This is a genomic window from Pseudomonas sp. LBUM1641, from assembly GCF_059716235.1.
Genome location: NZ_CP166815.1, coordinates 1,772,509 through 1,796,018, shown reverse-complemented (window position 1 = coordinate 1,796,018; position 23,510 = coordinate 1,772,509). Strand labels below are relative to the sequence as shown.

Below are 23,510 nucleotides of genomic sequence, written 5' to 3'. Positions count from 1 at the left end.
TGATCTCTCCACTTTCTGTGTTGGAAAAGCTCAGGACGCCGGCGGCTCAGTAGGAGCAGTTACCGGCGTTTGTGGCCTGGACCTGGAAAATAAGTGAGAATGCGGCCCACTGCGGGACAGCAAAATCGCGCCTATCATATCCAAGATTCGTCATCAGCTTAAGGCCCAAGGCTCAAATGAAACGATCTGCTTTCTTTATCTCCGACGGCACCGGCATTACAGCCGAAACCCTGGGTCAAAGCCTGCTGGCGCAGTTCGAAAACATTACCTTCAGCAAATTCACGCGACCCTATATCGATAGCGTGGATAAAGCGCGAGCCATGGTACAACAAATCAATCTGGCGGCCGAAAAAGACGGATTTCGTCCGATCATTTTCGACACCATCGTCAATCAGGACATTCGTGAGATCCTCGCCACCTCCAATGGTTTCATGATCGACATCTTCTCTACCTTCCTGGCGCCGCTGGAACAAGAGTTAAGTGAACATTCGTCATACTCCGTCGGAAAATCTCACTCCATTGGCCACAACTCCAACTATATGGAGCGGATCGAGGCGGTGAACTTCGCCCTCGACAACGACGATGGTGCCCGCACCCACTACTACGACAAGGCTGATTTGATCCTGGTGGGCGTGTCCCGCTGCGGCAAGACGCCGACCTGCCTTTATATGGCCATGCAATTCGGGATTCGCGCGGCCAACTACCCGCTGACCGAAGACGACATGGAGCACCTGACGCTGCCGAGCGCCCTGCGCGCGCACCAGCACAAGCTGTTCGGGCTGACCATTGACCCGGACCGACTGACGGCGATTCGTAACGAGCGCAAGCCCAATAGCCGTTACTCCAGCTATGCGCAGTGCGAGTTTGAAGTGCGGGAAGTGGAAAATCTGTTCCGCCGGGAGAATATTGCGCACATCAATTCCACGCATTTTTCGGTGGAAGAGATTTCGGCGAAGATTCTGGTGGAGAAAGGTGTGGAGCGGCGGTTTAAGTAAATACGCTCTCTGGCCAACGTGCTTGTGTGGCGAGGGAGCTTGCTCCCGCTCGGCTGCGCAGCAGTCGTAAACCAGACGACTGGTATTTAACTGACACCAACCGGTGAATGGCCTTGGGGCTGCTTCGCAGCCCAGCAGGAGCAAGCTCCCTCGCCACAGGGCCATGTTCACAACAAGCTGTTGGGTTCACAGGTGAAACCGTCCCCCACCCTGCCCCAGCGCCGTCGCCAGTGCATCAAACCCGTCCAGCAGCAACTGATCATCTCCCGACGTATTGCAGATACTCGCCCGGATAAACTGCGGCACCGCCGTCTGCCCCACTGCAAACGCTTCGGCTGTCGCGATCAGGTAATTGTTCTGCTTTAACTCCGCCTCTATTTCCGACGCCCGCCACGGCTCCGGGACTTCGATCCAGAAGTGCGGGCTGTTCAGGTGAGTGCGGTACTCCAACCCGATCAACAACCCTTCAACCAGTGCCTTGCGCCGGCTGATTTCCTGAATCTGCTGGTGCAGCAGGTGTTCTGCCGTGCCGTTCTCGATCCATTGCGTGGCCAGTTCCAGGGTGACCGGCGTGGCCATCCAGCAGGTGGAACGCAAGGCCGCAGAAATCCGGCTGACCAGCGCCGGCGGCGCATGCACGTACCCAACGCGCAACCCCGCCGACACCGCCTTGCTCAGGCTGCTGATCAGAATCGTACGCTCCGGGGCGAAATGGCTCAGGGGCGGCGGGCGGTCTTCCACCAACACCCCGTGGGCCTCGTCCTCAAGAATCAGCAGGTTGTGTTCACGGCACACCTTGACCAGCGCCTCACGGCGCGCGACCGACAGCACGGCTGTGGTGGGATTCTGGATGGTCGGCGTGCAGTACAACGCCGAAACCCGGTGATTGCGGCAGACTTCATCCAGCGCCCCCGGCAGCAGCCCTTCTTCATCCATTTCCAGGCCGATCAGGCGTATCCCCAGCATCCGCGCGGCGGTGATCAGCCCCGGGTAGGTCAACTGTTCGGTGACCACGGTGTCGCCGGCCCGTAGCAGCGCCATCAGTGCACACAACAGCCCATGCTGGCCGCCGTTCACGCAGATCACTTGCTCGGGAATCGGATGGAAATCCCGCTGCACCAGCCACTGCGCACCCGCCGCCCGGTAGCGCGGCAGGCCGGCATCCGGGGTGTAGGCACTGATGTCCTGCAAAAACTTGGCATTGGTGGCCAGCGTCTGGAAGCTCTGGGCCAGGAACGTGGTCTCCTGCCCCGGGATATGCATGTTGCGGCTCATATCAAAGTATTGCCGCGGCTCGTCGCTGAAGTTGCGGAAACCTTCATCCCGTTGGCGCTCCATCCCACGCTTGCGCACGAAGGTGCCGTCACCCACTCGCGCCACCACCAACCCCAGGCGTTCCAGCTCACCGTAGGCGCGGCTGATGGTGCCAATGGTGACCCCCAGATTGTCGGAAAGCACCCGATGAGGCGGCAGCTTTCTTCCCGGTTCAATCAAGCCTTCAAGAATGCCCCGCTCCATGACATCGGACAGGCGTTTGTACTTCACGCCCTGCCCGTTGGAGAGTCCTTCTCGCATAATTGACACCATGTCAATATTTGTTTTGACAGCCATCTTTCGCCCTAATAGTGTGCTTTTACGGGTTCAATCACCGAATCAAGGCACTCAATATAGAGGTCAATTCGGTCTCATGGAAGCAATGTCACGATGCCAATGTCCGCCGTTCTCGAAAATGCTGAAAAAACAAAAACTCACAAGCAGTGGTTGGCTGGGCTAATTACCAGCGTCATGTTTCTGATCGTGTGTCTGAGCTGGGGTACCACCTGGCTGGGCATCAAAATCGCCGTGGAAAGCGTGCCGCCGCTGACCTCTGCCGGGCTGCGGTTTTTAATCGCGTTTCCGCTGTTCCTGTGTTTCGCCTGGGTGCGCCGCGAGCCGATCCTGTTTCCCCGGGAGAGCCGCTGGTTCTTCGTGTTTGTGACGCTGTCCTACTTCAGCGTTCCGTATTACCTGCTCAATTACGGCGAGATGCATGTCTCGTCCGGCCTCACCGCGCTGCTGTTCAGCTGCATGCCGGTGTTTATCCTGATTTTCTCTGCGTTGTTTTTGCGTGAGCGCATCTACTTCTCGCAAGTGGTCGGTATCGCCATCGGTTTCGGCAGCCTGTACATGATCATCAAGAGCCAGGGCTTGCACCTGGACCACGCCGAGTTCTTCGGGGTGCTGGCGATCCTGGCTGCGGCGATCATGCATGCCTTGTGCTACGTGATTACCAAGAAACAAGGCAGCGCCATCAGCGTGATCACCTACAACACCCTGCCCATCGGCATTGCCGGGCTGATGCTGTTTGTCGCCGGGCTTTTCTTTGAAGCCCCGACCTTTGAAGACATCACCCTGCGTTCCTGGAGTGCGCTGTTCTACCTCGGCCTGGTGGCCTCGGTGGGCGGGTTTATCGTGTATTTCATGCTGCTCAAGCGCCTGAGTCCGATCATTCTGTCCTTCGTGTTCATCATCTTCCCGGTGTTCGCGGTGATCATCGGCGCCTGGTACGAAGGCCTGCAGATTTCCAAGGACCTGATGATGTACTCGGCGATCCTGCTGGCCGGTTTTGCGATCACCAAGCTGCCCATCGAAAAGCTCCTGGCGAAGAAAAACTGAGATGAAGGTCCTGAGCTCAAGCGCCCTGGAGCAGATTTACGCCCATGCCGACCGCAGCTACCCCGAGGAATGCTGCGGTTTCGTTTTCGCCGATGGCAGCGTGTACCTGGGCAGCAACATCCAGAACGAGCTGCACAGCAAGAACCCGCAGATGTATTCACGCAGCGCCGCCAACGGCTACACCTTTTCGGTTGCCGACACGCTGATGATGAACAAGGCTTTTCGCAGTGATAACCCGGTGGTGGTGATCTACCACTCCCACCCTGACGTCGGCGCGTATTTCAGCGACGAAGACCAGGACAAGGCCCTTTTCATGGGCGAGCCGATCTACCCCGTAAGTTACCTGGTGGTGGATGTTCGCCAGGGCAAGACCCAAGGTTCCAAGCTGTTTGCCTGGGATGGCAAACACTTCGCCCAAAACCCCTTCAACGACCTGCAAACGGAGTTGTGCATGAACGCTGTCTCTTTCCCCGACATCCTGGTCCGCGTGGCCAAGCTGCCAGCATCGACCCTCGAGGGTGCCGGATCGACATTGCGCGAAGTCATTGAAAACCTCTGCATTGAGCACCCGCAATTGCGGGCTCACCTGCTCTACGAGAACAACCAGCTCAAGGAACACTTCCTGTTCACCGCCGAAGAGGAACTGATCGACGCCAACGACCCGTTGCCCGAAAAGGCCAAAATCGAAGTACTGCTGGCCACCTCCGGCGGCATGGACGTCGACCAACTGAGCAACGAAGAAGTGCAGCGCTACGTGCGCCACATCACCCTGCCCGGCGTCGGCCGCGAAGGCCAACTGAACCTGAAGAAAGCCAAGGTGCTGATCATCGGCACCGGCGGCCTCGGTTCGCCCATCAGCCTGTACCTGGCGGCAGCCGGCATCGGCACCCTGGGCCTGGTGGATTTCGACGTGGTGGAAAGCAGCAACCTGCAACGCCAGATCGTCCACGGCAACAGCACCTTGGGCCTGCCCAAGGTCGAGTCCGCCAAGCAGCGCTTGCAGGACCTCAACAGCCACATCCAGATCAACACCTACGACACCGCCTTCAACACCGACAACGCCCTGGAACTGGTGGGCGCCTATGACTTGGTGATCGACGGCACCGACAATTTCGAAACCCGCTACCTGGTCAACGACGCCTGCGTGCAGCTGGGCAAGCCGTTGGTGTACGGAGCCATCTACCGCTTCGACGGGCAGATCAGCGTGCTCAACTATAAAGGCGGGCCGTGCTATCGCTGCCTGTTTCCCCAGGCACCACCGGCGGAACTGGCGCCCAACTGCAGCGCCGGCGGCGTCATCGGCGTGTTGCCCGGCGTGGTCGGGATGATCCAGGCCACCGAGGCGATCAAGCTGTTGATCGGCATTGGCGAACCGCTCTCGGGCCGGCTGATGCGCTTTGATGCGCTGGCGATGAAGTTCAGCGAGATCCGCTTCAAGCGCCGCGCCGACTGCCCCTGCTGTTCCGAGCTGCGCCACACCCAAAGCATCGCACCCGCCGTCTGCGCCGATGCGGTGCCAAGCCAACCGTCACTGGCCGAAGAGCGCTACATCAAGCCGCGGGTACTCAAGCAACTGCTCGAACGCCACAGCAAGGCCGACGTGTTGCTGGACGTGCGCGACGCCAGTGAGCTGGAAGTGTGCAAATTGCCGGGGGTGGTGCACATCCCGCTGGCCGAGCTCGACGGGCAACTCGCCAACCTCAGCCGCGACAACACGCATTACCTCATCTGCTACGCCGGAACCCGCGCGGAGCAAGCCGCCAGCACGTTGCTGGCCGCCGGATTCGCCAACACCAAAGTACTGCAAGGTGGCATGAAACACTGGGTTCGCGACGTCGAACCCGACATGCCTTTGTACTGATCAGCGGCCATGGGCTCTTACTTGATGTTGCATAACTCGATACTCGACGCCATTGGCCAAACGCCCATCGTGCGTCTGGAACAGTTTTCCGAAGACCTTGGCATCGAGGTCTACGCCAAGCTGGAATCCCTCAACCCCGGCGGCAGCCACAAGGCGCGCATCGCCCTGGGCATGATCCTCGACGCCGAGCGCCGGGGCATTCTGATTCGCGGCTCCGGGCAAACCATCATCGAACCCAGTGGCGGCAACACCGGCATCGGCCTGGTGATGGCCGGCAACGTGCTGGGCTATAAAGTGGTGCTGGTGATCCCCGACAACTACAGCCCGGAAAAGCAGAAACTGCTGCGCCTGTACGGCGCCAAAGTGGTGCTGTCGGACAGCCGTCAGGGCAACAATTCCCACGGCGAAAAGTGCATGGAGCTGCAGCTGGAAAACCCCAGCTACGTGATGCTCAACCAGCAGCGCAACGGCGCCAACCCGCAGACCCACCGTGACACCACCGCCCGGGAAATCATCCGCGCCTTCGGCGAGCTGCGGGTCGACTACTTCGTCAGCGGCATCGGCACCGGCGGCCATATCACCGGCATCGGCGAAACCCTCAAGAGCACCTGGCCAGCAATCCGCGTGATGGGGGTGGAGCCGGAAGAATGCGACCTGCTCAGCGACCGCCACGCGCCGCACCATATCCAGGGCCTGTCCATCGGGTTGATCCCGAGCATTCTCAACGTCGCAATCATTGACGGAATGCTCAAGGTGTCCCGCCAGGAATGCCTCGACATGATCAAACGCATCATGCGCACCGATGCCATCAGCCTCGGGCTGTCGTCGGCCGCCAACATGGTGGCGATCGCCAAGCTGGCGCCGGAACTGCCCACCGATACCGTTGTGCTGACCATGGTCTACGACAGTGCCGACAGTTATTTGCCCTGTTTTGAATAACAACTATTGCGGGGGTGCCTCCATGGGGGGCTTTATCGACATGCAACAGCTGCACGATGAGTTGCTCACCCACCTCATCACCACGCTTACGCCTGCGCAGTTGAAGCAGCTGGAGGCGCATCTTGCGCCGCTGATCCAGGCGGCGGCCCAGGCGGTGGCCGAAGACCTGATCGCCTATGCCTGGCGCGACCCGGCGTCCCGTGGCCGGGGCGAGCTGATCCTAGAGTCCTACGCCTCGTTCAAGGCCGTGCTGTACTACCGGCTGGCGCACCTGGTGTGGAATTTCCCGGACACGAACAACGGCGTGTTTTCCACCATCGCCCTGAAGCTGAGTAACCAGGGCAAGATTCTGTCCGGCGCCGAAATTCACCCCGCTGCGCGGATCGGCCGACGCTTTGTGCTGGACCACGGTTACGGCACGGTCATCGGTGAAACCTGCGAGATCGGCAACGACTGCTACATCCTTTGCGGCGTGACCCTCGGCGCACGGGGCATCGCCAACAACCCGGACGGCAAGCGTCACCCACGGCTGGGCAACAACGTGGAGGTCGGCTCCGGCGCGCGGGTGCTGGGTTATGTGCTGATCGGCGACAACGTGTTTATCAGCCCGTCCTGCGTGATCACCCAGGACGTGCCAGCCGGCACCAAGGTCAAGGTGGTCAACCAGATCCAGTTGCAGAAAAACGATGAGTCGGACCACAGCAACTACCTCGGTGCGTTTGCCCTCGACGAACGCCTGCATGTGGTGGGCGAGGTCAACGCCAGCCACAAGGTGATGGTGCTCGACGCCGATTTCCATCCCTTGCCCGGCCTGCTGCTGGAGCCAACGGTCAAGGAACGCCACCATTTGCAGTTCCGCCTGCGTCATATCGAGACTACGGCCTACCCGCCGCGCCTGCCGCTGAACCTGAAAGTGACCGGGCCCGAATTTGAAATCACCCTGCTATCTCCCCCTGGCTTGAGCGCGATGGTTCGTCGCTTGCTGCAAGCCAGCCCACTGATCGTCGGAGGTTGAACATGTCCGTGCACACCATGGAAACCCTCGCGCTGTTCGACAGCGCGCCTTACCAGAATGCGTTCAGTGCGCGGGTGATTGCCGTCAGCGAACAGGGGATCGCCCTGGAGCACACGCTGTTCTACCCCACCGGCGGCGGGCAGCCGGGCGACACCGGGCACTTCATCCTGCCCGACGGCAGCCGCGTGGACATCACCGGCACCGTGCGTGATCCGGTGCTGCGCTCGATCATCTGGCATCAAGTCGAACAGTGCCCTGAACAACTGGCCGCCGGCATGCAGGTGGACGCCAGCCTGGACTGGGAGCGGCGCTACCAGCACATGAAAATGCACACCTGCCTGCACCTGCTGTGCTCGATCATCGATGCACCGGTGACAGGTTGCAGCATCGGTGCCGACAAGGGCCGCCTGGATTTCGACCTGCCGGAAATGACCCTCGACAAAGACACCATCACCCGCGACCTCAATGCCTTGATCGAACAGGCTCACGCGGTGAAAACCCTGTCGATGCCCGCCTCGGAGTACTCGACCCTGCTACAGATCACCCGCACCCAGGCGGTGGCGCCACCGGTGATCCAGGGCTCAGTGCGGGTGATCGAAATTGCCGGCATCGACATCCAGCCCTGTGGCGGCACCCATGTGACCAATACCGAGGAAATCGGCCGGGTGTTCTGCGAAAAAATCGAGAAGAAGAGCAAGCACAACCGTCGGGTGATCCTGCGGTTTGAATAGCGGCCGAGAAGCAGTTGGGGCGCCAACGCCCTAGCTGCAGTTCGTACAGGAAACTGACAGCAAATTTATGTGCCTGTAACATTTAGAAACGTACAATCCCGCCTGCAACGCCTCGTTGCCCCTGACTCGCGAAAACAGCGCCCTTCCTTCTCGCAGGGTCATTCGTGCAGCAGCTAAGCTCACTCCCATCACGCCCCTGAACCTGAACGCTGCAGGACTGACTGCCTATGAAAAGAGTGCTCCGTCACTACATCCCTGCGTCCACATTGCGTTTGTTGCCCAACCGCTGGGACTTGGTCGCCCTGCCCCTGGTGATCGGCTTTTTACTGTTTTTCTCCATCACTGCCCGGGAAACCTGGGCGCCCATCGCCACCTTGCAAAGTGAAGTCATCTCCCTCGACCCGGCCAACCTGCCGGAATACGCGATGCGCACCACCCTGCGCATGCTGGCGGCGATGGTTGCAGCGCTGGTGTTCACCCTGTTGTACGGCACCCTGGCCGCCAAAAGCCGGCGCGCCGAGAAACTGCTGGTGCCCGTGCTGGATATCCTGCAATCGGTACCGGTACTGGGCTACATCTCGTTTACCGTGACGTTCTTCCTGCTGCTGTTCCCCGGGCGCGTGCTCGGCGCGGAGTTCGCGGCCATCTTTGCGATCTTCACCAGCCAGGCCTGGAACATGACGTTCAGCTTCTACCAGTCGCTGCGCATGCTGCCCAATGACCTGGTGGAAGTGTCGACCAACCTGCGGCTTTCCGGTTGGCAGCGGTTCTGGAAGCTCGACGTACCCTTCGCCATGCCCGGGCTGGTGTGGAACATGATGATGAGCATGTCCGGCGGCTGGTTTTTCGTGGTCGCCTCCGAGGCCATTACCGTCGGCGACAAGACCATCACCTTGCCGGGCGTAGGTTCCTACCTGGCCCTGGCGATTGCCCAGAAAGACCTGCACGCCGTGGGTTACGTGATCCTGGCGATGATTGTGGTCATCCTGATGTACGACCAGTTCCTGTTCCGCCCGTTGGTGGCCTGGGCCGACAAGTTCCGCATGGAAACCACCGCCTCCCAAGGCGCCGCGCCGCAATCCTGGCTGTTGAACCTGATCCAGCGCACGCGCATCGTCCAGCGCATCCTGCGGCCGCTCACCCACACCATCAGCCGCATTGGCAACAAGCGCTTCAGCCTGGCGGGCGGCGCACTCAAGGCGTTGCCGGCAGAAACACCGAAGGCGTCAAAAGTGATCGACTGGGTGTGGGGCACGCTCATCGCGCTGCTGGCCGCTTATGCGCTGTACCACATCGTGCAGTACGTCGGCACCGAAGTGACCCTCGCCGAAGTCGGCCATGTATTCGTGCTGGGGCTGATCACGTTGTTGCGGGTGGTCGGCCTGATCCTGATCGCCTCGCTGATCTGGGTGCCGTTGGGCGTGATGATCGGCTTGCGCCCTGCGCTTGCGGAAAAAATCCAGCCCCTGGCGCAGTTCCTCGCAGCATTCCCGGCGAACCTGCTGTTCCCGGTGTTCGTCATCGTGATCCTGCACTACAACCTCAACCCGGATATCTGGCTGAGCCCGCTGATTGTGCTGGGCACCCAGTGGTACATCCTGTTCAACGTGATCGCCGGCGCCAGCGCGTTCCCGAATGACTTCAAGGAAGCCGCGGCCAACTTCCGCATTCGCGGCTGGTTGTGGTGGCGCAAAGTGATGCTGCCGGGGATTTTCCCGTACTACGTCACCGGCGCCATTACCGCCTCGGGCGGTGCCTGGAACGCCAGTATCGTGTCCGAGTACGTGTCCTGGGGCCAGGACAACGTAGTCGCCCACGGGCTCGGCGCCTACATCGCACAAACCACTGCGGCCGGCGACTTCCCGAAAATTGCCCTGGGCGTGGTGGTGATGTCGATCTTCGTGGTGGCGTTCAACCGCGCGGTCTGGCGGCCGATGTACGCCATGGCTGAAAACAAACTTCGTCTGAATTGATGGGATTCGCAGTGATGACTACCTATACCGAGCATGCCGCCGACACCCCGGAAATCTACTCGTTGAAAAACGTGAACCGGGTGTTCGGCAAAGGTAAAGATGAGCTGCAAGTCCTCAGCGGCGTGGACTTGAGCCTGCACGAAGGCGAGATTGTCGGCATGCTCGGCCGTTCCGGCTCGGGCAAGTCGACCTTGCTGCGCATCATCGCGGGGCTGATTCAGCCCTCGTCGGGCGAAGTACGCTACAACGGCGCGCCACTCACCGGCCCGGCCGAAGGCGTGGCCATGGTGTTCCAGACCTTTGCACTGTTCCCGTGGCTGACCGTGCTGGAAAACGTCGAGGCCGGCCTGCAAGCCTTGCAGGTCGAGCGCAAGGAATCCCGCAGGCGCGCCCTGGCGGCCATCGACTTGATCGGTCTGGACGGTTTTGAAAACGCCTACCCGCGCGAACTGTCCGGTGGCATGCGCCAACGCGTCGGTTTCGCCCGCGGGCTGGTGGTGAACCCGACCCTGCTGCTGATGGACGAACCGTTCTCGGCGCTGGACGTGCTCACCGCTGAAACCCTGCGCACCGACCTACTGGATCTGTGGAGCGGCAAACAACTGCCGATCAAATCGATCCTGATCGTGACCCACAACATCGAAGAAGCGGTGCTGATGTGCGACCGCATCCTGGTGCTGTCGTCCAACCCTGGCCGGGTGGTGGCCGAGATCAAGGTGCCGTTTGCCCACCCGCGCAACCGGCTGGACCCGACCTTCCGGCAAATGGTCGACGACATCTACGCCCTGATGACCGACCGCCGCAGCGCTGACGCCAGCAGAGGTTTGCCTGAGCTGAAAATGGGCAGCCTGTTGCCGGAAGTCTCCACCAACCTGATGGCCGGCCTGATCGAAACCCTGGCCGCCGAGCCCTACAACGGCCACGCCGGCCTGCCGACCGTGGCCGAACGGCGCTTGCTGGAAGTCGACGATCTGTTCCCGGTGGCGGAGATGCTTGAGCATTTGGGCTTCGCCGAACTCAAGGGTGCCGACATCACCCTCACCGACGCCGGCAAACTGTTCGCCGACTACGGTACCCAAGAACGTAAGACCCTGTTTGCCGAACACTTGATCCGCCACGTGCCATTGGCCGCACGTATTCACCAGGTGTTGCTTGAGCGCAGCGGCCATCGTGCGCCACGGGTGCGCTTCGAGCAGGAGCTGGAAGATTCGATGACGGAAGCCTTTGTGGAAAAGACCCTGGAAAGCGTGGTGGCGTGGGGACGGTATGCGGAGATTTTCTCCTATGACGACCATACCGAGACGTTCAGCCTGGATGATGTGGAAGGCAGCATGTAGGTTTTGAGACGAACCCCCATCAAAATATGGGAGCGGGCTTGCTCGCGAATGCGGTGGATCAGCCACACATGTATTGGCTGACACTCCGCATTCGCGAGCAAGCCCGCTCCCACATTTGATCAGTGGTGTTCTTTAGATGACGAACAAGTCCACAAACCGGTTCACGGCCGTGGACTCAAGCTTCGCCTGATCCTTGCACAGCGCAAAAATCTCGGCGCTGCGCAGCGCAGTAAACCGGGTCGCCAGGTTGGCCTTGAACTTGTCTTCCAGCAACGGAATGCCATCCACCCGACGACGACGGTGACCAATCGGGTATTCCACCGCCACCTGTTCTGTACGGCTCCCATCCTTGAAGAACACCTGCACTGCGTTGGCGATGGAGCGCTTGTCGGCCTCCAGGTACTCGCGGCTGTAGCGCGGGTCTTCGACGATCACCATCTTCTCCCGCAGCACATCAATGATCGGATGGGCCGCGTGGAACTCATCTTCGTATTGCTCGGCCACCAGGTTGCCAAACGCCAGCGGCACGGCGGTCATGTATTGCAGGCAGTGATCACGGTCGGCCGCATTGGCCAACTGCCCGACCTTGGAAATGATGCGAATCGCCGACTCGTGGGTGGTGATGACAATCCTGTCGATCTCATGCAGGCGATTCTTCACTTGCGGGTGCAAGGTGACCGCCGCTTCACACGCGGTTTGCGCATGGAACTCGGCCGGGAAACTGATCTTGAACAGCACGTTCTCCATCACATAAGTGCCGTAGGGCTGCGACAGGCTGAAGGCGCGCTTGTCTTCGGGCTTGAGCGCCAGGTCCTTGTTGGTGTGGCTGAACAGCACGTCATAAAAGCCCCACTGCGGCGCGCTCAACACACCGGGAATCCCCATCTCGCCACGCATGGCGATGTCGGCCAGACGCACCCCGCGACTCGACGCATCCCCCGCCGCCCACGACTTGCGCGAACCGGCATTCGGCGCATGGCGATAAGTGCGCAATGCCTGGCCGTCGACAAATGCCTGGGACAGTGCCGACAGCAGTTGCTCACGGTTGGCGCCCATCAACTTGGCAGTGACGGCAGTGGAGGCGACTTTCACCAGCAGCACATGGTCCAGGCCGACGCGGTTGAAGGAGTTTTCCAGGGCGATCACGCCCTGGATTTCGTGGGCCATGATCATCGCCTCCAGCACGGCCCGTACGGTCAGCGGCGCCTCGCCGTTGGCCACGCGTTTTTGCGAGAGGTGATCGGCGACCGCGAGGATGCCACCGAGGTTATCCGACGGATGCCCCCACTCGGCGGCGAGCCAGGTGTCGTTGTAGTCGAGCCAGCGCACGATGCAGCCGATGTCCCACGCGGCCTTGACCGGGTCCAGGCGGAACGCGGTGCCCGGCACCCGTGCGCCGAACGGCACCACCGTGCCTTCGACGATCGGCCCCAGGTGCTTGGTGCACTCCGGGAAACGCAGGGCCAGCAGGCCGCAACCGAGGGTGTCCATCAGGCAGTTGCGGGCGGTATCCAAGGCATCGCGGGATTCGATCCTGAAGTTAAGGACGTAGTCGGCAATGTCCTGCAGGACCTGGTCGTAGTCGGGGCGGTTGTTCTGGTCGACGTTGGCGCTCATGGCAGTACTCCAAAGTAGGTTAGGTGTGGTCCATCCTCAGGGTCAGGGTTGAAGTTTTATAAAAGGCAGGTCTTGGTGCCTGCCTGTTGATTGCTTAAAACGAATCGCCGGGGACGCGCACGAACCCTTCCATCAACACACGTGCACTGCGGCTCATGATGGCTTTTTTCACGACCCATTCACCGTTGACCTGGCTGGCCTCCGCGCCTACCCGCAGCGTCCCGGACGGGTGCCCGAACCGCACGGCATTACGCTCCACGCCGCCCGCCGCCAGATTCACCAGCGTGCCGGAAATCGCCGCCGCCGTGCCAATCGCCACCGCCGCCGTGCCCATCATTGCGTGGTGCAACTTGCCCATGGACAACGCCCGCACCAACAGGTCGACATCGGCCGCCTTGATCGCCTTGCCGCTGGACGCCACGTAATCCGCAGGCCGTGCCACGAACGCAACTTTCGGTGTGTGCTGCCGCTGGGCCGCTTCGTCCAGATGCTTGATCAAGCCCATGCGCAACGCACCGTGGGCACGAATGGTTTCAAACATCGCCAGGGCCTTGGGGTCGCTATTGATCGCACCCTGCAGCTCGGTGCCGGTGTAGCCCAGGTCCTGGGCGTTGATGAAGATGGTGGGAATCCCGGCATTGATCAGGGTCGCCTTGAACGTGCCGACACCCGGCACTTCCAGATCATCCACCAGGTTACCGGTAGGGAACATCGAGCCACCGCCGCCCTCTTCTTCCGCCGCCGGGTCCATGAATTCCAGCTGCACTTCGGCGGCCGGGAAGGTCACGCCGTCGAGTTCGAAGTCGCCGGTTTCCTGCACCGCACCGTCGGTGATCGGTACGTGGGCGATGATGGTCTTGCCGATGTTCGCCTGCCACACCCGTACCACGGCCACGCCGTTGTGCGGGACGCGCGCGGCATCCACCAGGCCAGCGCTGATGGCGAACGAACCCACCGCCGCCGACAGGTTGCCGCAGTTGCCGCTCCAGTCCACGAACGGTTTGTCGATGGAAACCTGGCCGAACAGATAATCCACGTCGTGATCGGCGCGGGTGCTTTTGGCCAGGATCACGGTTTTGCTGGTGCTGGACGTCGCGCCGCCCATGCCGTCGATCTGCTTGTCGTACGGGTCGGGGCTGCCGATCACCCGCAACAACAATGCATCTCGCGCCGCGCCTGGCACCTGGGCCGATTCGGGCAAATCCTTGAGGCTGAAAAATACGCCTTTACTGGTGCCGCCACGCATGTAGGTGGCGGGAATCTTGATCTGCGGTACGTGTGCCATGGTGGTCCTCATGGGCCGGGGCGCAAACCCCGGCCACAGTTGTCAGGCGGTAACAGCCGATTCCAGGAAGTCCTGGGCAAAGCGTTGCAACACGCCGCCCGCCTCGTAGATCGACACCTCTTCAGCCGTGTCCAGGCGGCAGGTCACCGGCACCTCGACACGCTCGCCGTTCTTGCGGTTGATCAGCAACGTCAGTTGCGCACGCGGGGTGCGCTCGCCGATCACGTCGTAGGTTTCGGTGCCGTCGATCTTCAGGGTCTTGCGGTCGGTGCCCGGCAGGAACTCCAGCGGCAACACGCCCATGCCCACCAGGTTGGTGCGGTGAATACGCTCGAACCCTTCGGCGGCGATCGCTTCCACACCCGCCAGGCGCACGCCCTTGGCCGCCCAGTCACGGGACGAGCCCTGGCCGTAGTCGGCGCCGGCGATGATGATCAGCGGCTGCTTGCGCTCCATGTAGGTTTCGATGGCTTCCCACATGCGCGTGACCTTGCCTTCCGGCTCCAGGCGCGCCAGCGAACCCTGCTTGACCTTGCCGTCTTCGATGACCATTTCATTGAACAGTTTCGGGTTGGCGAAGGTGGCGCGCTGCGCGGTCAAGTGGTCGCCGCGGTGGGTGGCGTAAGAGTTGAAGTCGACTTCCGGCAGGCCCATTTTCGCCAGGTATTCGCCGGCGGCGCTGTCGAGCATGATCGCGTTGGACGGCGACAGGTGATCGGTGGTGATGTTGTCCGGCAGCACCGCCAGCGGGCGCATGCCCTTGAGCGGACGCGCGCCGGCCAGGGCGCCTTCCCAGTACGGCGGACGACGGATATAGGTGCTCTGCGGGCGCCAGTCGTACAGCGGCGTGACTTTCGGGCCGGTGTCTTCGTGTATCGCGAACATCGGGATGTAGACCTGGCGGAACTGCTCCGGCTTCACCGACGCCTTGACCACCGCGTCGATTTCTTCGTCGCTTGGCCAGATGTCCTTCAGGCGGATTTCCTTGCCGTTGGCGTCCAGGCCCAGCACGTCCTTCTCGATATCGAAACGGATGGTGCCGGCAATCGCATAGGCCACCACCAGCGGCGGCGACGCGAGGAACGCTTGCTTGGCGTAAGGGTGGATACGGCCGTCGAAGTTGCGGTTACCCGAAAGCACGGCGGTGGCGTACAGGTCGCGGTCGATGATCTCTTGCTGGATCACCGGGTCGAGTGCGCCGGACATGCCGTTGCAGGTGGTGCAGGCAAACGCCACCACGCCGAAACCCAACTGCTCCAGCTCGGTGGTCAGCCCGGCTTCGTCGAGGTACATGGCGACGGTTTTCGAACCCGGTGCCAGCGACGACTTGACCCACGGCTTGCGCACCAGCCCAAGCTTGTTGGCATTACGCGCCAGCAGGCCGGCGGCAATCACGTTGCGCGGGTTGCTGGTATTGGTGCAACTGGTGATGGCGGCGATGATCACCGCGCCGTCGGGCATTTGCCCCGGCACGTCATCCCACTGGCCAGAGATGCCCTTGGCCGCCAGATCGCTGGTGGCGACGCGGGCGTGGGGGTTGCTCGGGCCGGCCATGTTGCGCACTACACTGGACAAATCGAAGCTCAAGCCACGCTCGTATTGCGCGCCCTTGAGGTCGTCCGCCCACAGGCCGGTGTGGCGAGCGTATTGCTCCACCAGGGTGACTTGTTCGTCTTCACGGCCGGTAAGCTTGAGGTAGGCGATGGTCTGCTGGTCGATGTAAAACATCGCCGCCGTGGCGCCATATTCCGGGGCCATGTTGGAGATGGTGGCGCGGTCGCCCAGGGTCAGCGCGGAGGCGCCTTCGCCGAAGAACTCGAGCCACGCGCCCACGACCTTTTGCTTGCGCAGAAACTCGGTCAGCGCCAGCACCATGTCGGTGGCGGTGATTCCCGGTTGCAGCTTGCCCGTCAGCTCCACACCGACACTTTCCGGCAGGCGCATCCACGAGGCGCGGCCGAGCATCACGCTCTCCGCTTCGAGGCCGCCAACACCGATGGCGATCACACCCAGCGCGTCCACATGAGGCGTGTGGCTGTCGGTGCCGACGCAGGTATCCGGGAAGGCCACACCGTCACGCACCTGGATCACCGGAGACATTTTCTCCAGGTTGATCTGGTGCATGATGCCGTTGCCCGGCGGGATCACGTCGACGTTCTTGAAGGCCTTTTTGGTCCACTCGATAAAGTGGAAACGGTCTTCGTTGCGGCGGTCTTCGATGGCGCGGTTTTTCTCGAATGCCTCCGGGTCAAAGCCACCAGCTTCGACAGCCAGGGAGTGGTCGACGATCAGTTGGGTCGGCACCACCGGGTTGACCTGGGCCGGGTCGCCGCCTTGCAGGGCGATTGCATCGCGCAGGCCGGCAAGGTCCACCAGGGCGGTCTGGCCGAGGATGTCGTGGCACACCACGCGGGCCGGGAACCATGGGAAGTCGAGGTCGCGTTTGCGCTCGATCAGTTGGCTCAGGGATGCATTGAGGGTCGCCGGGTCACAGCGACGCACCAGGTTCTCGGCGAGTACGCGGGAGGTGTACGGCAGTGTGGCGTAGGCACCGGGGGTGATTGCATCGACCGCCGCACGGGCGTCGTAGAAATCGAGGCGGCTGCCGGGGAGCGGTTTGCGGTGTTCAGTGTTCATCGTCAGGACTCGGTCACGGTAGTTGCAAAAGGAAGAACCGGTGCTGATCCATTGTGAAACACGGTCCAAATGTGGGAGCGGGCTTGCTCGCGAAGGCGGTGTGACAGTCGCCATGTGTGTTGAATGACACACCGCCTTCGCGAGCAAGCCCGCTCCCACATTTTTGATCCGGTTTCACCCCGAGATCAGCGGTTTCTCCACTCAGCGACGTTCGATTGGCACGAACTTGCGCTGCTCAACGCCGATGTACTCGGCGCTCGGACGGATGATGCGGTTGTTGGCACGCTGTTCAAATACATGCGCGGCCCAGCCTGTAAGCCGCGAGCAGACGAAAATCGGGGTGAACAGCTTGGTCGGGATGCCCATGAAGTGGTACGCCGAGGCGTGGTAGAAGTCGGCATTGGGGAACAGTTTCTTCTGCTCCCACATGGTCTTGTCGATGGCTTCGGAAACCGGGAACAACACCGTGTCGCCCACCTCCTCCGCGAGTTTTTTCGACCAGCCCTTGATCACCTCGTTACGCGGGTCGCTGTCTTTATAGATCGCGTGGCCGAAGCCCATGATCTTGTCCTTACGCGCCAGCATGCCGAGGGTGCCTTCCACCGCTTCCTGGGCGGACGAGAAACGCTCGATCATCTCCATCGCCGCTTCGTTGGCGCCGCCGTGCAGCGGGCCGCGCAGGGAGCCGATGGCGGCGGTGACGCAGGAATACAGGTCCGACAGGGTCGATGCACACACGCGGGCGGTGAACGTCGAGGCGTTGAATTCGTGCTCGGCGTAGAGGATCAGCGACACGTTCATCACTTTGACGTGCAAGTCGCTGGGCTTCTTGTCGTGCAGCAGGTGCAGGAAGTGACCGCCGATGGACGGCTCGTCGGTCACGCAATTGATGCGCTGGCCGTCGTGGCTGAAGCGGTACCAGTAGCACATGATCGCCGGGAACGCGGCGAGCAGGCGGTCGGTCACGTCGCGCTGCACGGAGAAGTCTTTCTCCGGCTCGATATTGCCCAGGAACGAGCAACCGGTGCGCATCACGTCCATCGGATGGGCGTCGGCCGGGATGCGTTCCAGCACTTCTTTCAGCGCCTGGGGCAGGTCACGCAGTTTGCCGAGTTTGGCGGTGTAGGCCGCGAGTTCGGCTTTGGTCGGCAGTTCGCCGTAGAGCAGCAGGTAGGCGACTTCTTCAAACTGCGCGTCGGCAGCGAGTTCGCGCACGTCGTAGCCGCGATAGGTCAAGCCGGCACCGGCCTGGCCCACGGTGGACAGTGCGGTTTGCCCGGCGACCTGGCCACGCAGGCCAGCGCCACTGAGTACTTTTGCTTCGGCCATGGTTATCTCCAATTTTGTATTTATTAGGGAAGCGCCTCGCTGAAGCTTCACACCACCCCACGAATCGCTAAATCTTCACGCTGCCCCTGTAGGAGCGAGCTTGCTCGCGAAAAACTTCAGGGCGCCGCGTTCATTCAGGCTAAGCGCGTTATCGTTAACGATCTTCGCGAGCAAGCTCGCTCCTACAAGTATCAGGGGCCGTTATTTTTTGGCGGCGAACAGCGCGTCGAGCTTCTGCTCGAAGGTGTGGTAGTCGATGCGATCGTAAAGCTCCATGCGGGTTTGCATGGTGTCGATCACGTTCTGCTGGGTGCCGTCGCGACGGATCGCGGTGTAGACGTTCTCGGCCGCCTTGTTCATCGCGCGGAAGGCTGAGAGCGGGTACAGCACGATGGAAACATCCGCAGATTTCAGTTGATCGACGGTATAGAGAGGCGTTGCGCCGAATTCGGTGATGTTGGCCAGGATCGGCGCTTTCACGCGGGAGGCGAACAGCTTGTACATCTCCAGCTCAGTGATGGCCTCCGGGAACACCATGTCGGCGCCGGCCTCGATGCAGGCGGCGGCACGTTCCAGGGCGGATTCCAGACCTTCCACCGCCAGTGCGTCGGTGCGGGCCATGATCACGAAACTGTCGTCGGTGCGCGCATCCACGGCGGCCTTGATGCGGTCGACCATTTCCTGCTGGGACACGATTTCTTTATTAGGACGGTGACCGCAACGCTTGGCGCCCACCTGGTCTTCGATATGGATCGCCGCCGCGCCGAACTTGATCATCGACTTCACGGTGCGCGCCACGTTGAACGCCGAGGAGCCAAAACCGGTGTCCACGTCCACCAGCAGCGGCAGGTCGCATACGTCGGTGATGCGGCGCACGTCGGTCAGCACGTCATCCAGGCCAGTAATGCCCAGGTCCGGTACGCCAAGGGAGCCGGCAGCCACCCCGCCACCCGACAGGTAAATCGCCTTGAACCCGGCACGTTTGGCCAGCAGCGCGTGGTTGGCGTTGATCGCGCCGACCACCTGCAATGGGTGCTCGCTGGCGACGGCGTCACGGAAACGCTGGCCTGGAGTAGTGTTGTTATTGGAACTCATGACTCACCTCGTGATTGGGGAGCGCCGTCCGGGAAGTGACGGGCAATGTTGCGTTTGGAGGCGCCGATATGACGGCGCATCAACAACTCGGCCAGTTCACCGTCGCGATCGGCAATCGCGTCAAGAATGCGGTGATGCTCGGCAAAGGCCTGGCGTGGACGATTGGGGGTGGCGGAGAACTGGATGCGGTACATGCGCACCAACTGATACAGCTCGCCGCACAGCATTTGGGTTAGGGTGCGGTTACCGGCGCCTTGAATTATCCGGTAATGAAAATCGAAGTCGCCTTCCTGCTGGTAATAGCCGACACCGGCCTGGAAGGCCGCATCGCGCTCGTGGGTGTGCAACACCTGGCGCAACTCTTCGATCTCGGCGTCGGTCATGCGCTCGGCGGCCAGGCGACAGGCCATGCCTTCCAGGGATTCGCGGATTTCGTAGAGCTCGATCAGCTCTTCATGGCTCAAGGACACCACTCGCGCGCCCACATGGGGGATGCGCACCAGCAGGCGCTGGCCTTCCAAACGGTGGATTGCCTCACGCAGCGGGCCACGGCTGATGCCATAGGTGCGCGCCAGTTCCGGCTCGGAGATCTTGCTGCCGGGGGCGATCTCGCCCTTGACGATAGCGGCCTGGATACGCCGGAAGACGTTCTCGGACATGGTCTGGGAATCGTCTGGCGCTATCACTGGGGTTTCCAGTTGATCCAGCATATTGTCGACACCTTTAAAAGCAATGCCGCAAAAACTAGCCAATCAGCCCTTAATAGTCAAAGAATAAATACACATTGTCGACAATCGTCTAATAACCGCTCTTGCACCCTATCAGGGCATGGCCGGCTGCCAGCGCTGGCGCCAGAAAACCTTCATGTTAGAATGCCGGCCACTTTTGCCTGACATCCATGGATGAAAAGGCGCACCAGAGATTGCGCAGCAATGCCAGTCGCCTTGAATTGAACATCGCACTGCATCGCGTCAGGATTTATGAGACTCAAGCCCTTCCCCCTTTTGCTTCTACTGCTTATGCCGGGCCTTGGCGTTGCTGCCGAGAAGACCGTGTATGGGCTCAATGAATACGCCAAGTTGGCCGGCATTGACCTGGAAGTGGCCGCCAAACTCGACACCGGTGCCAAGACCGCTTCCTTGAGCGCCCGCGACATCAAGCGTTTCAAGCGCAACGGTGAATCCTGGGTGCGCTTCTACCTGGCCATCGACACCGCACATTCCCACCCCATCGAGCGTCCCCTGGCCCGCGTGAGCAAGATCAAGCGCCGTGCCGGTGACTACGACCCCGATGAAGACAAGAACTACACCGCCCGTCCAGTGATTGCCCTGGACATCTGCATGGGCACCGCTTTACGCAGTATCGAAGTGAACTTGACTGACCGCAGCGCCTTCCAATACCCGCTGCTGATCGGCTCCGAAGCGCTGAAACGCTTTGATGCGCTGGTCGACCCCAGTCTTAAATACGCGGCGGGCAAACCTGCCTGCGCCTCCGACGCTCATACCGCTGAGTAATTTGAATGCGCTCTCTTAATCTGCACCTGAAAATCCTGATCGCCGTTTTGGTGGTATTGGGCATTTCGGTCACCGCCTATCAGATTTTCGTGCTGGGGATTCCCGTCACCGAGGACGCCACCGACGACCTGTGGAACATCGACGCCAAGGTCGAGTTCGTCGCCAGTGCCAAGGACCCGGTGAAAATCCAGATGTTCGTGCCGCCCCTGAGCCGCGACTTCGTCAGCCTGAACGAAAGCTTTATCTCGAATAACTACGGCGTGAGCGTCAATCGCCTCGACGGCAACCGCAAGGTCACCTGGTCGGCCCGCCGGGCCAAGGGCAATCAGACCCTCTACTACCGCCTGGTGCTGACCAAGCGTTACAGCGGTGAAAAGATCAAGGTCAAGGGCCCGACCTTCCGCGACAGCATCGCCGTCGAAGGCCCGGAAAAAATCGCCGCCGAAGCCCTGCTGGCGCCGATCCGCCAGCACTCGGCCGACGTCGAGACCTTTATCAGCGAAGCCATCAAGCGCACCAACAACCTCAACGACGACAACGTGAAGCTGCTGCTGGCGGGCGACCCGTCGACGCCGCACAAGGCCAAGATCGTCGAGCTGCTGCTGTCTATCGCCCACGTGCCGGTGGAAAAGGTCCACACCATCCGCCTGGTGGCCGACCAGCCGCAAACCCCGGAACTCTGGCTGCGCAGCTTCAATGGCAATGACTGGTTGTACTTCAACCCTGACACCGGCGAGCAAGGCCTGCCGGCTGACCGCCTGCTGTGGTGGACCGGCGATGAAAACCTGATCACCGTCGATGGCGGCAAAAAGGCCATGGTGACCTTCAGCCTCAACAACAGCGAAATGAACGCGATTCGCCTGGCCAAGCTGACGGACGAAAACACCGACGCCAACTTCCTCGAATACTCGCTGTACGGCCTGCCGCTGCAAACCCAGCAGACCTTCATGATCATGGTGATGATCCCGATTGGCGTGCTGGTGATCCTGATCCTGCGCAACCTGATCGGCCTGCAGACCCTCGGCACGTTTACGCCGGTGCTGATTGCCCTGGCGTTCCGCGAGACGCAACTGGGCTTCGGGATTGTGTTGTTCACCATTATTACGGCGCTGGGGCTGTCCCTCAGGTCTTACCTGGAACACTTGAAGCTGCAGATGCTGCCGAGGCTCTCGGTGGTGCTGACGTTCGTGGTGGTGCTGATCGCGGCCATCAGCCTGTTCAGCCACAAATTGGGACTGGAGCGCGGGCTGTCGGTTGCGCTGTTCCCGATGGTGATCCTGACCATGACCATCGAACGCCTGTCGATCACCTGGGAAGAGCGCGGTGGCGGCCATGCGATGAAAGTCGCGATCGGCACGCTGTTCGCTGCGTCCCTGGCCCACATCATCATGAGCGTGCCGGAGCTGATCTACTTCGTGTTCACCTTCCCGGCGATCCTGTTGATCCTGGTGGGCTTCATGCTGGCCATGGGTCGTTATCGCGGTTACCGCCTCACCGAACTGGTACGTTTCAAGGCCTTCCTCAAGGCTGATTCGTAATGTTCGGTTTCTGGAAGACCTGGAAGGCCCTGGAAGCGCGGGGGATCATGGGCATCAACCGGCGTAATGCCGACTACGTGCTCAAGTACAACAAGCGCAGCCTGTACCCGATCGTGGATGACAAGATCATCACCAAGGAACGGGCCATGGCCGCCGGCATCCACGTGCCGGAGATGTACGGGGTCATTTCCACCGAGAAGGAAATCGACAAGCTCGACGAGATCATCGGCGGGCGCAGCGACTTCGTGATCAAGCCGGCCCAGGGCGCCGGCGGTGACGGTATCCTGGTGATCGCCGACCGTTTTGAGGGGCGCTATCGCACGGTCTCCGGCAAGATCATCAGCCATGAAGAGATCGAGCATCAGATTTCCAGCATCCTCACCGGCCTGTATTCCCTCGGCGGCCACCGTGACCGGGCGCTGATCGAATACCGGGTGGTGCCCGACCAGATTTTCAAAAGCATCAGCTACGAAGGCGTACCGGACATCCGCATCATTGTGCTGATGGGCTATCCGGTGATGGCCATGCTGCGCTTGCCGACCCGCCAGTCCGGCGGCAAGGCCAACCTGCACCAGGGCGCGATTGGCGTCGGTGTCGACCTGGCCACCGGCCTGACCCTGCGCGGCACCTGGCTGAACAACATCATCACCAAGCACCCCGACACCACTAACGCGGTGGACGGCGTGCAACTGCCCAACTGGGACGGTTTCATGAAGCTCGCCGCCGGCTGCTACGAGCTGTGCGGGTTGGGTTACATCGGCGTGGATATGGTGCTGGACCAGGAGAAAGGCCCGCTGATCCTGGAGCTTAACGCTCGCCCGGGACTGAACATCCAGATCGCCAACGACTGCGGCCTGACCTTGCGCACCCATGCGGTGGAGGCTCGACTGGAAGAGCTGAAGGCGGCGGGCGTGACGGAAACGCCGGAAGAGCGGGTGAAGTTTGTGCAGGAGATGTTTGGGCATATTCCGGCGGTCGAGGGATAAACC

At 61.1% G+C, this 23,510-nt stretch carries 18 protein-coding genes; 11 read left to right on the top strand and 7 right to left on the bottom strand.

From position 1 onward, the window contains the following. The first annotated feature begins 176 nt into the window (after positions 1 to 176). Positions 177 to 995: a posphoenolpyruvate synthetase regulatory kinase/phosphorylase PpsR gene (gene ppsR, locus ACA046_RS08230; RefSeq protein WP_003215001.1), complete on the top strand. Its 819-nt coding sequence runs from the start codon at positions 177 to 179 to the stop codon at positions 993 to 995. 186 nt (positions 996 to 1,181) lie between these two features. Here ppsR and ACA046_RS08225 read toward each other — a convergent pair whose 3' ends face one another. Further along, positions 1,182 to 2,606 (bottom strand): aminotransferase-like domain-containing protein, encoded by a 1,425-nt coding sequence (locus tag ACA046_RS08225; protein ID WP_017479080.1) that lies wholly within the window; start codon positions 2,604 to 2,606, stop codon positions 1,182 to 1,184. Positions 2,607 to 2,756: 150 nt separating this feature from the next. Between ACA046_RS08225 and ACA046_RS08220 the strand changes: the two genes are divergently transcribed. The 7 genes from ACA046_RS08220 (at position 2,757) to ACA046_RS08190 (ending at position 11,506) form a co-directional block, all read left to right on the top strand. Next, positions 2,757 to 3,650 carry a DMT family transporter gene (locus ACA046_RS08220; protein ID WP_497676248.1) on the top strand — a complete coding sequence of 298 codons (894 nt, stop codon included), beginning with the start codon at positions 2,757 to 2,759 and terminating at the stop codon, positions 3,648 to 3,650. 1 nt (position 3,651) lies between these two features. After that, positions 3,652 to 5,511: a molybdopterin-synthase adenylyltransferase MoeB gene (moeB, locus tag ACA046_RS08215; protein WP_459026940.1), complete on the top strand. Its 1,860-nt coding sequence runs from the start codon at positions 3,652 to 3,654 to the stop codon at positions 5,509 to 5,511. A 24-nt stretch (positions 5,512 to 5,535) separates the two neighbouring features. Continuing rightward, positions 5,536 to 6,450 carry a PLP-dependent cysteine synthase family protein gene (locus ACA046_RS08210; protein WP_063034033.1) on the top strand — a complete coding sequence of 305 codons (915 nt, stop codon included), beginning with the start codon at positions 5,536 to 5,538 and terminating at the stop codon, positions 6,448 to 6,450. A 22-nt stretch (positions 6,451 to 6,472) separates the two neighbouring features. Next, entirely contained in the window at positions 6,473 to 7,465 is a 993-nt protein-coding gene (locus tag ACA046_RS08205) for a serine O-acetyltransferase (protein WP_167662658.1), read from the top strand. A gap of 2 nt (positions 7,466 to 7,467) precedes the next feature. Then, on the top strand, positions 7,468 to 8,196 hold the full coding sequence (locus ACA046_RS08200) for an alanyl-tRNA editing protein (RefSeq protein ID WP_076017166.1): 729 nt from the start codon (positions 7,468 to 7,470) through the stop codon (positions 8,194 to 8,196). Between the two features lie 227 nt (positions 8,197 to 8,423). Continuing rightward, positions 8,424 to 10,169, top strand: a complete 1,746-nt coding sequence (locus ACA046_RS08195) for an ABC transporter permease (RefSeq protein ID WP_497676247.1) — start codon at positions 8,424 to 8,426, stop codon at positions 10,167 to 10,169. 14 nt (positions 10,170 to 10,183) lie between these two features. Next, positions 10,184 to 11,506: an ABC transporter ATP-binding protein gene (locus tag ACA046_RS08190; RefSeq protein ID WP_076017164.1), complete on the top strand. Its 1,323-nt coding sequence runs from the start codon at positions 10,184 to 10,186 to the stop codon at positions 11,504 to 11,506. Positions 11,507 to 11,638: 132 nt separating this feature from the next. Here the strand turns inward: ACA046_RS08190 and prpD are convergent, their stop codons facing one another. From prpD to ACA046_RS08160, 6 genes are all read right to left on the bottom strand, one after another. Further along, positions 11,639 to 13,123 (bottom strand): 2-methylcitrate dehydratase, encoded by a 1,485-nt coding sequence (prpD, locus tag ACA046_RS08185; RefSeq protein ID WP_459026934.1) that lies wholly within the window; start codon positions 13,121 to 13,123, stop codon positions 11,639 to 11,641. A 94-nt stretch (positions 13,124 to 13,217) separates the two neighbouring features. Next, positions 13,218 to 14,408 carry a 2-methylaconitate cis-trans isomerase PrpF gene (gene prpF / locus ACA046_RS08180; protein WP_497676246.1) on the bottom strand — a complete coding sequence of 397 codons (1,191 nt, stop codon included), beginning with the start codon at positions 14,406 to 14,408 and terminating at the stop codon, positions 13,218 to 13,220. Between the two features lie 42 nt (positions 14,409 to 14,450). After that, positions 14,451 to 17,045 (bottom strand): Fe/S-dependent 2-methylisocitrate dehydratase AcnD, encoded by a 2,595-nt coding sequence (gene acnD, locus ACA046_RS08175; RefSeq protein WP_497676245.1) that lies wholly within the window; start codon positions 17,043 to 17,045, stop codon positions 14,451 to 14,453. Positions 17,046 to 17,246: 201 nt separating this feature from the next. Then, positions 17,247 to 18,374, bottom strand: coding sequence for a bifunctional 2-methylcitrate synthase/citrate synthase (gene prpC / locus ACA046_RS08170; protein ID WP_093200487.1), 1,128 nt, complete (start codon positions 18,372 to 18,374; stop codon positions 17,247 to 17,249). Between the two features lie 201 nt (positions 18,375 to 18,575). Continuing rightward, complete coding sequence (prpB, locus tag ACA046_RS08165; RefSeq protein ID WP_003214976.1) at positions 18,576 to 19,469, bottom strand: methylisocitrate lyase; 894 nt, start codon at positions 19,467 to 19,469, stop codon at positions 18,576 to 18,578. Next, positions 19,466 to 20,179: a GntR family transcriptional regulator gene (locus tag ACA046_RS08160; protein ID WP_459026926.1), complete on the bottom strand. Its 714-nt coding sequence runs from the start codon at positions 20,177 to 20,179 to the stop codon at positions 19,466 to 19,468. Before ACA046_RS08160 ends, prpB begins: the two co-directional genes overlap by 4 nt. 270 nt (positions 20,180 to 20,449) lie before the next feature. Between ACA046_RS08160 and rloA the strand changes: the two genes are divergently transcribed. From rloA to ACA046_RS08145, 3 genes are read left to right on the top strand one after another with little or no spacing between them, the layout of a single operon-like run. After that, complete coding sequence (gene rloA, locus ACA046_RS08155; protein ID WP_258344304.1) at positions 20,450 to 20,983, top strand: retropepsin-like aspartic peptidase RloA; 534 nt, start codon at positions 20,450 to 20,452, stop codon at positions 20,981 to 20,983. A 5-nt stretch (positions 20,984 to 20,988) separates the two neighbouring features. Continuing rightward, positions 20,989 to 22,521 carry an osmotic stress tolerance membrane protein RloB gene (gene rloB / locus ACA046_RS08150; RefSeq protein WP_008432680.1) on the top strand — a complete coding sequence of 511 codons (1,533 nt, stop codon included), beginning with the start codon at positions 20,989 to 20,991 and terminating at the stop codon, positions 22,519 to 22,521. Then, positions 22,521 to 23,507, top strand: a complete 987-nt coding sequence (locus ACA046_RS08145) for an alpha-L-glutamate ligase-like protein (RefSeq protein WP_003214969.1) — start codon at positions 22,521 to 22,523, stop codon at positions 23,505 to 23,507. Before rloB ends, ACA046_RS08145 begins: the two co-directional genes overlap by 1 nt. The last annotated feature ends 3 nt before the right edge of the window (positions 23,508 to 23,510 follow it).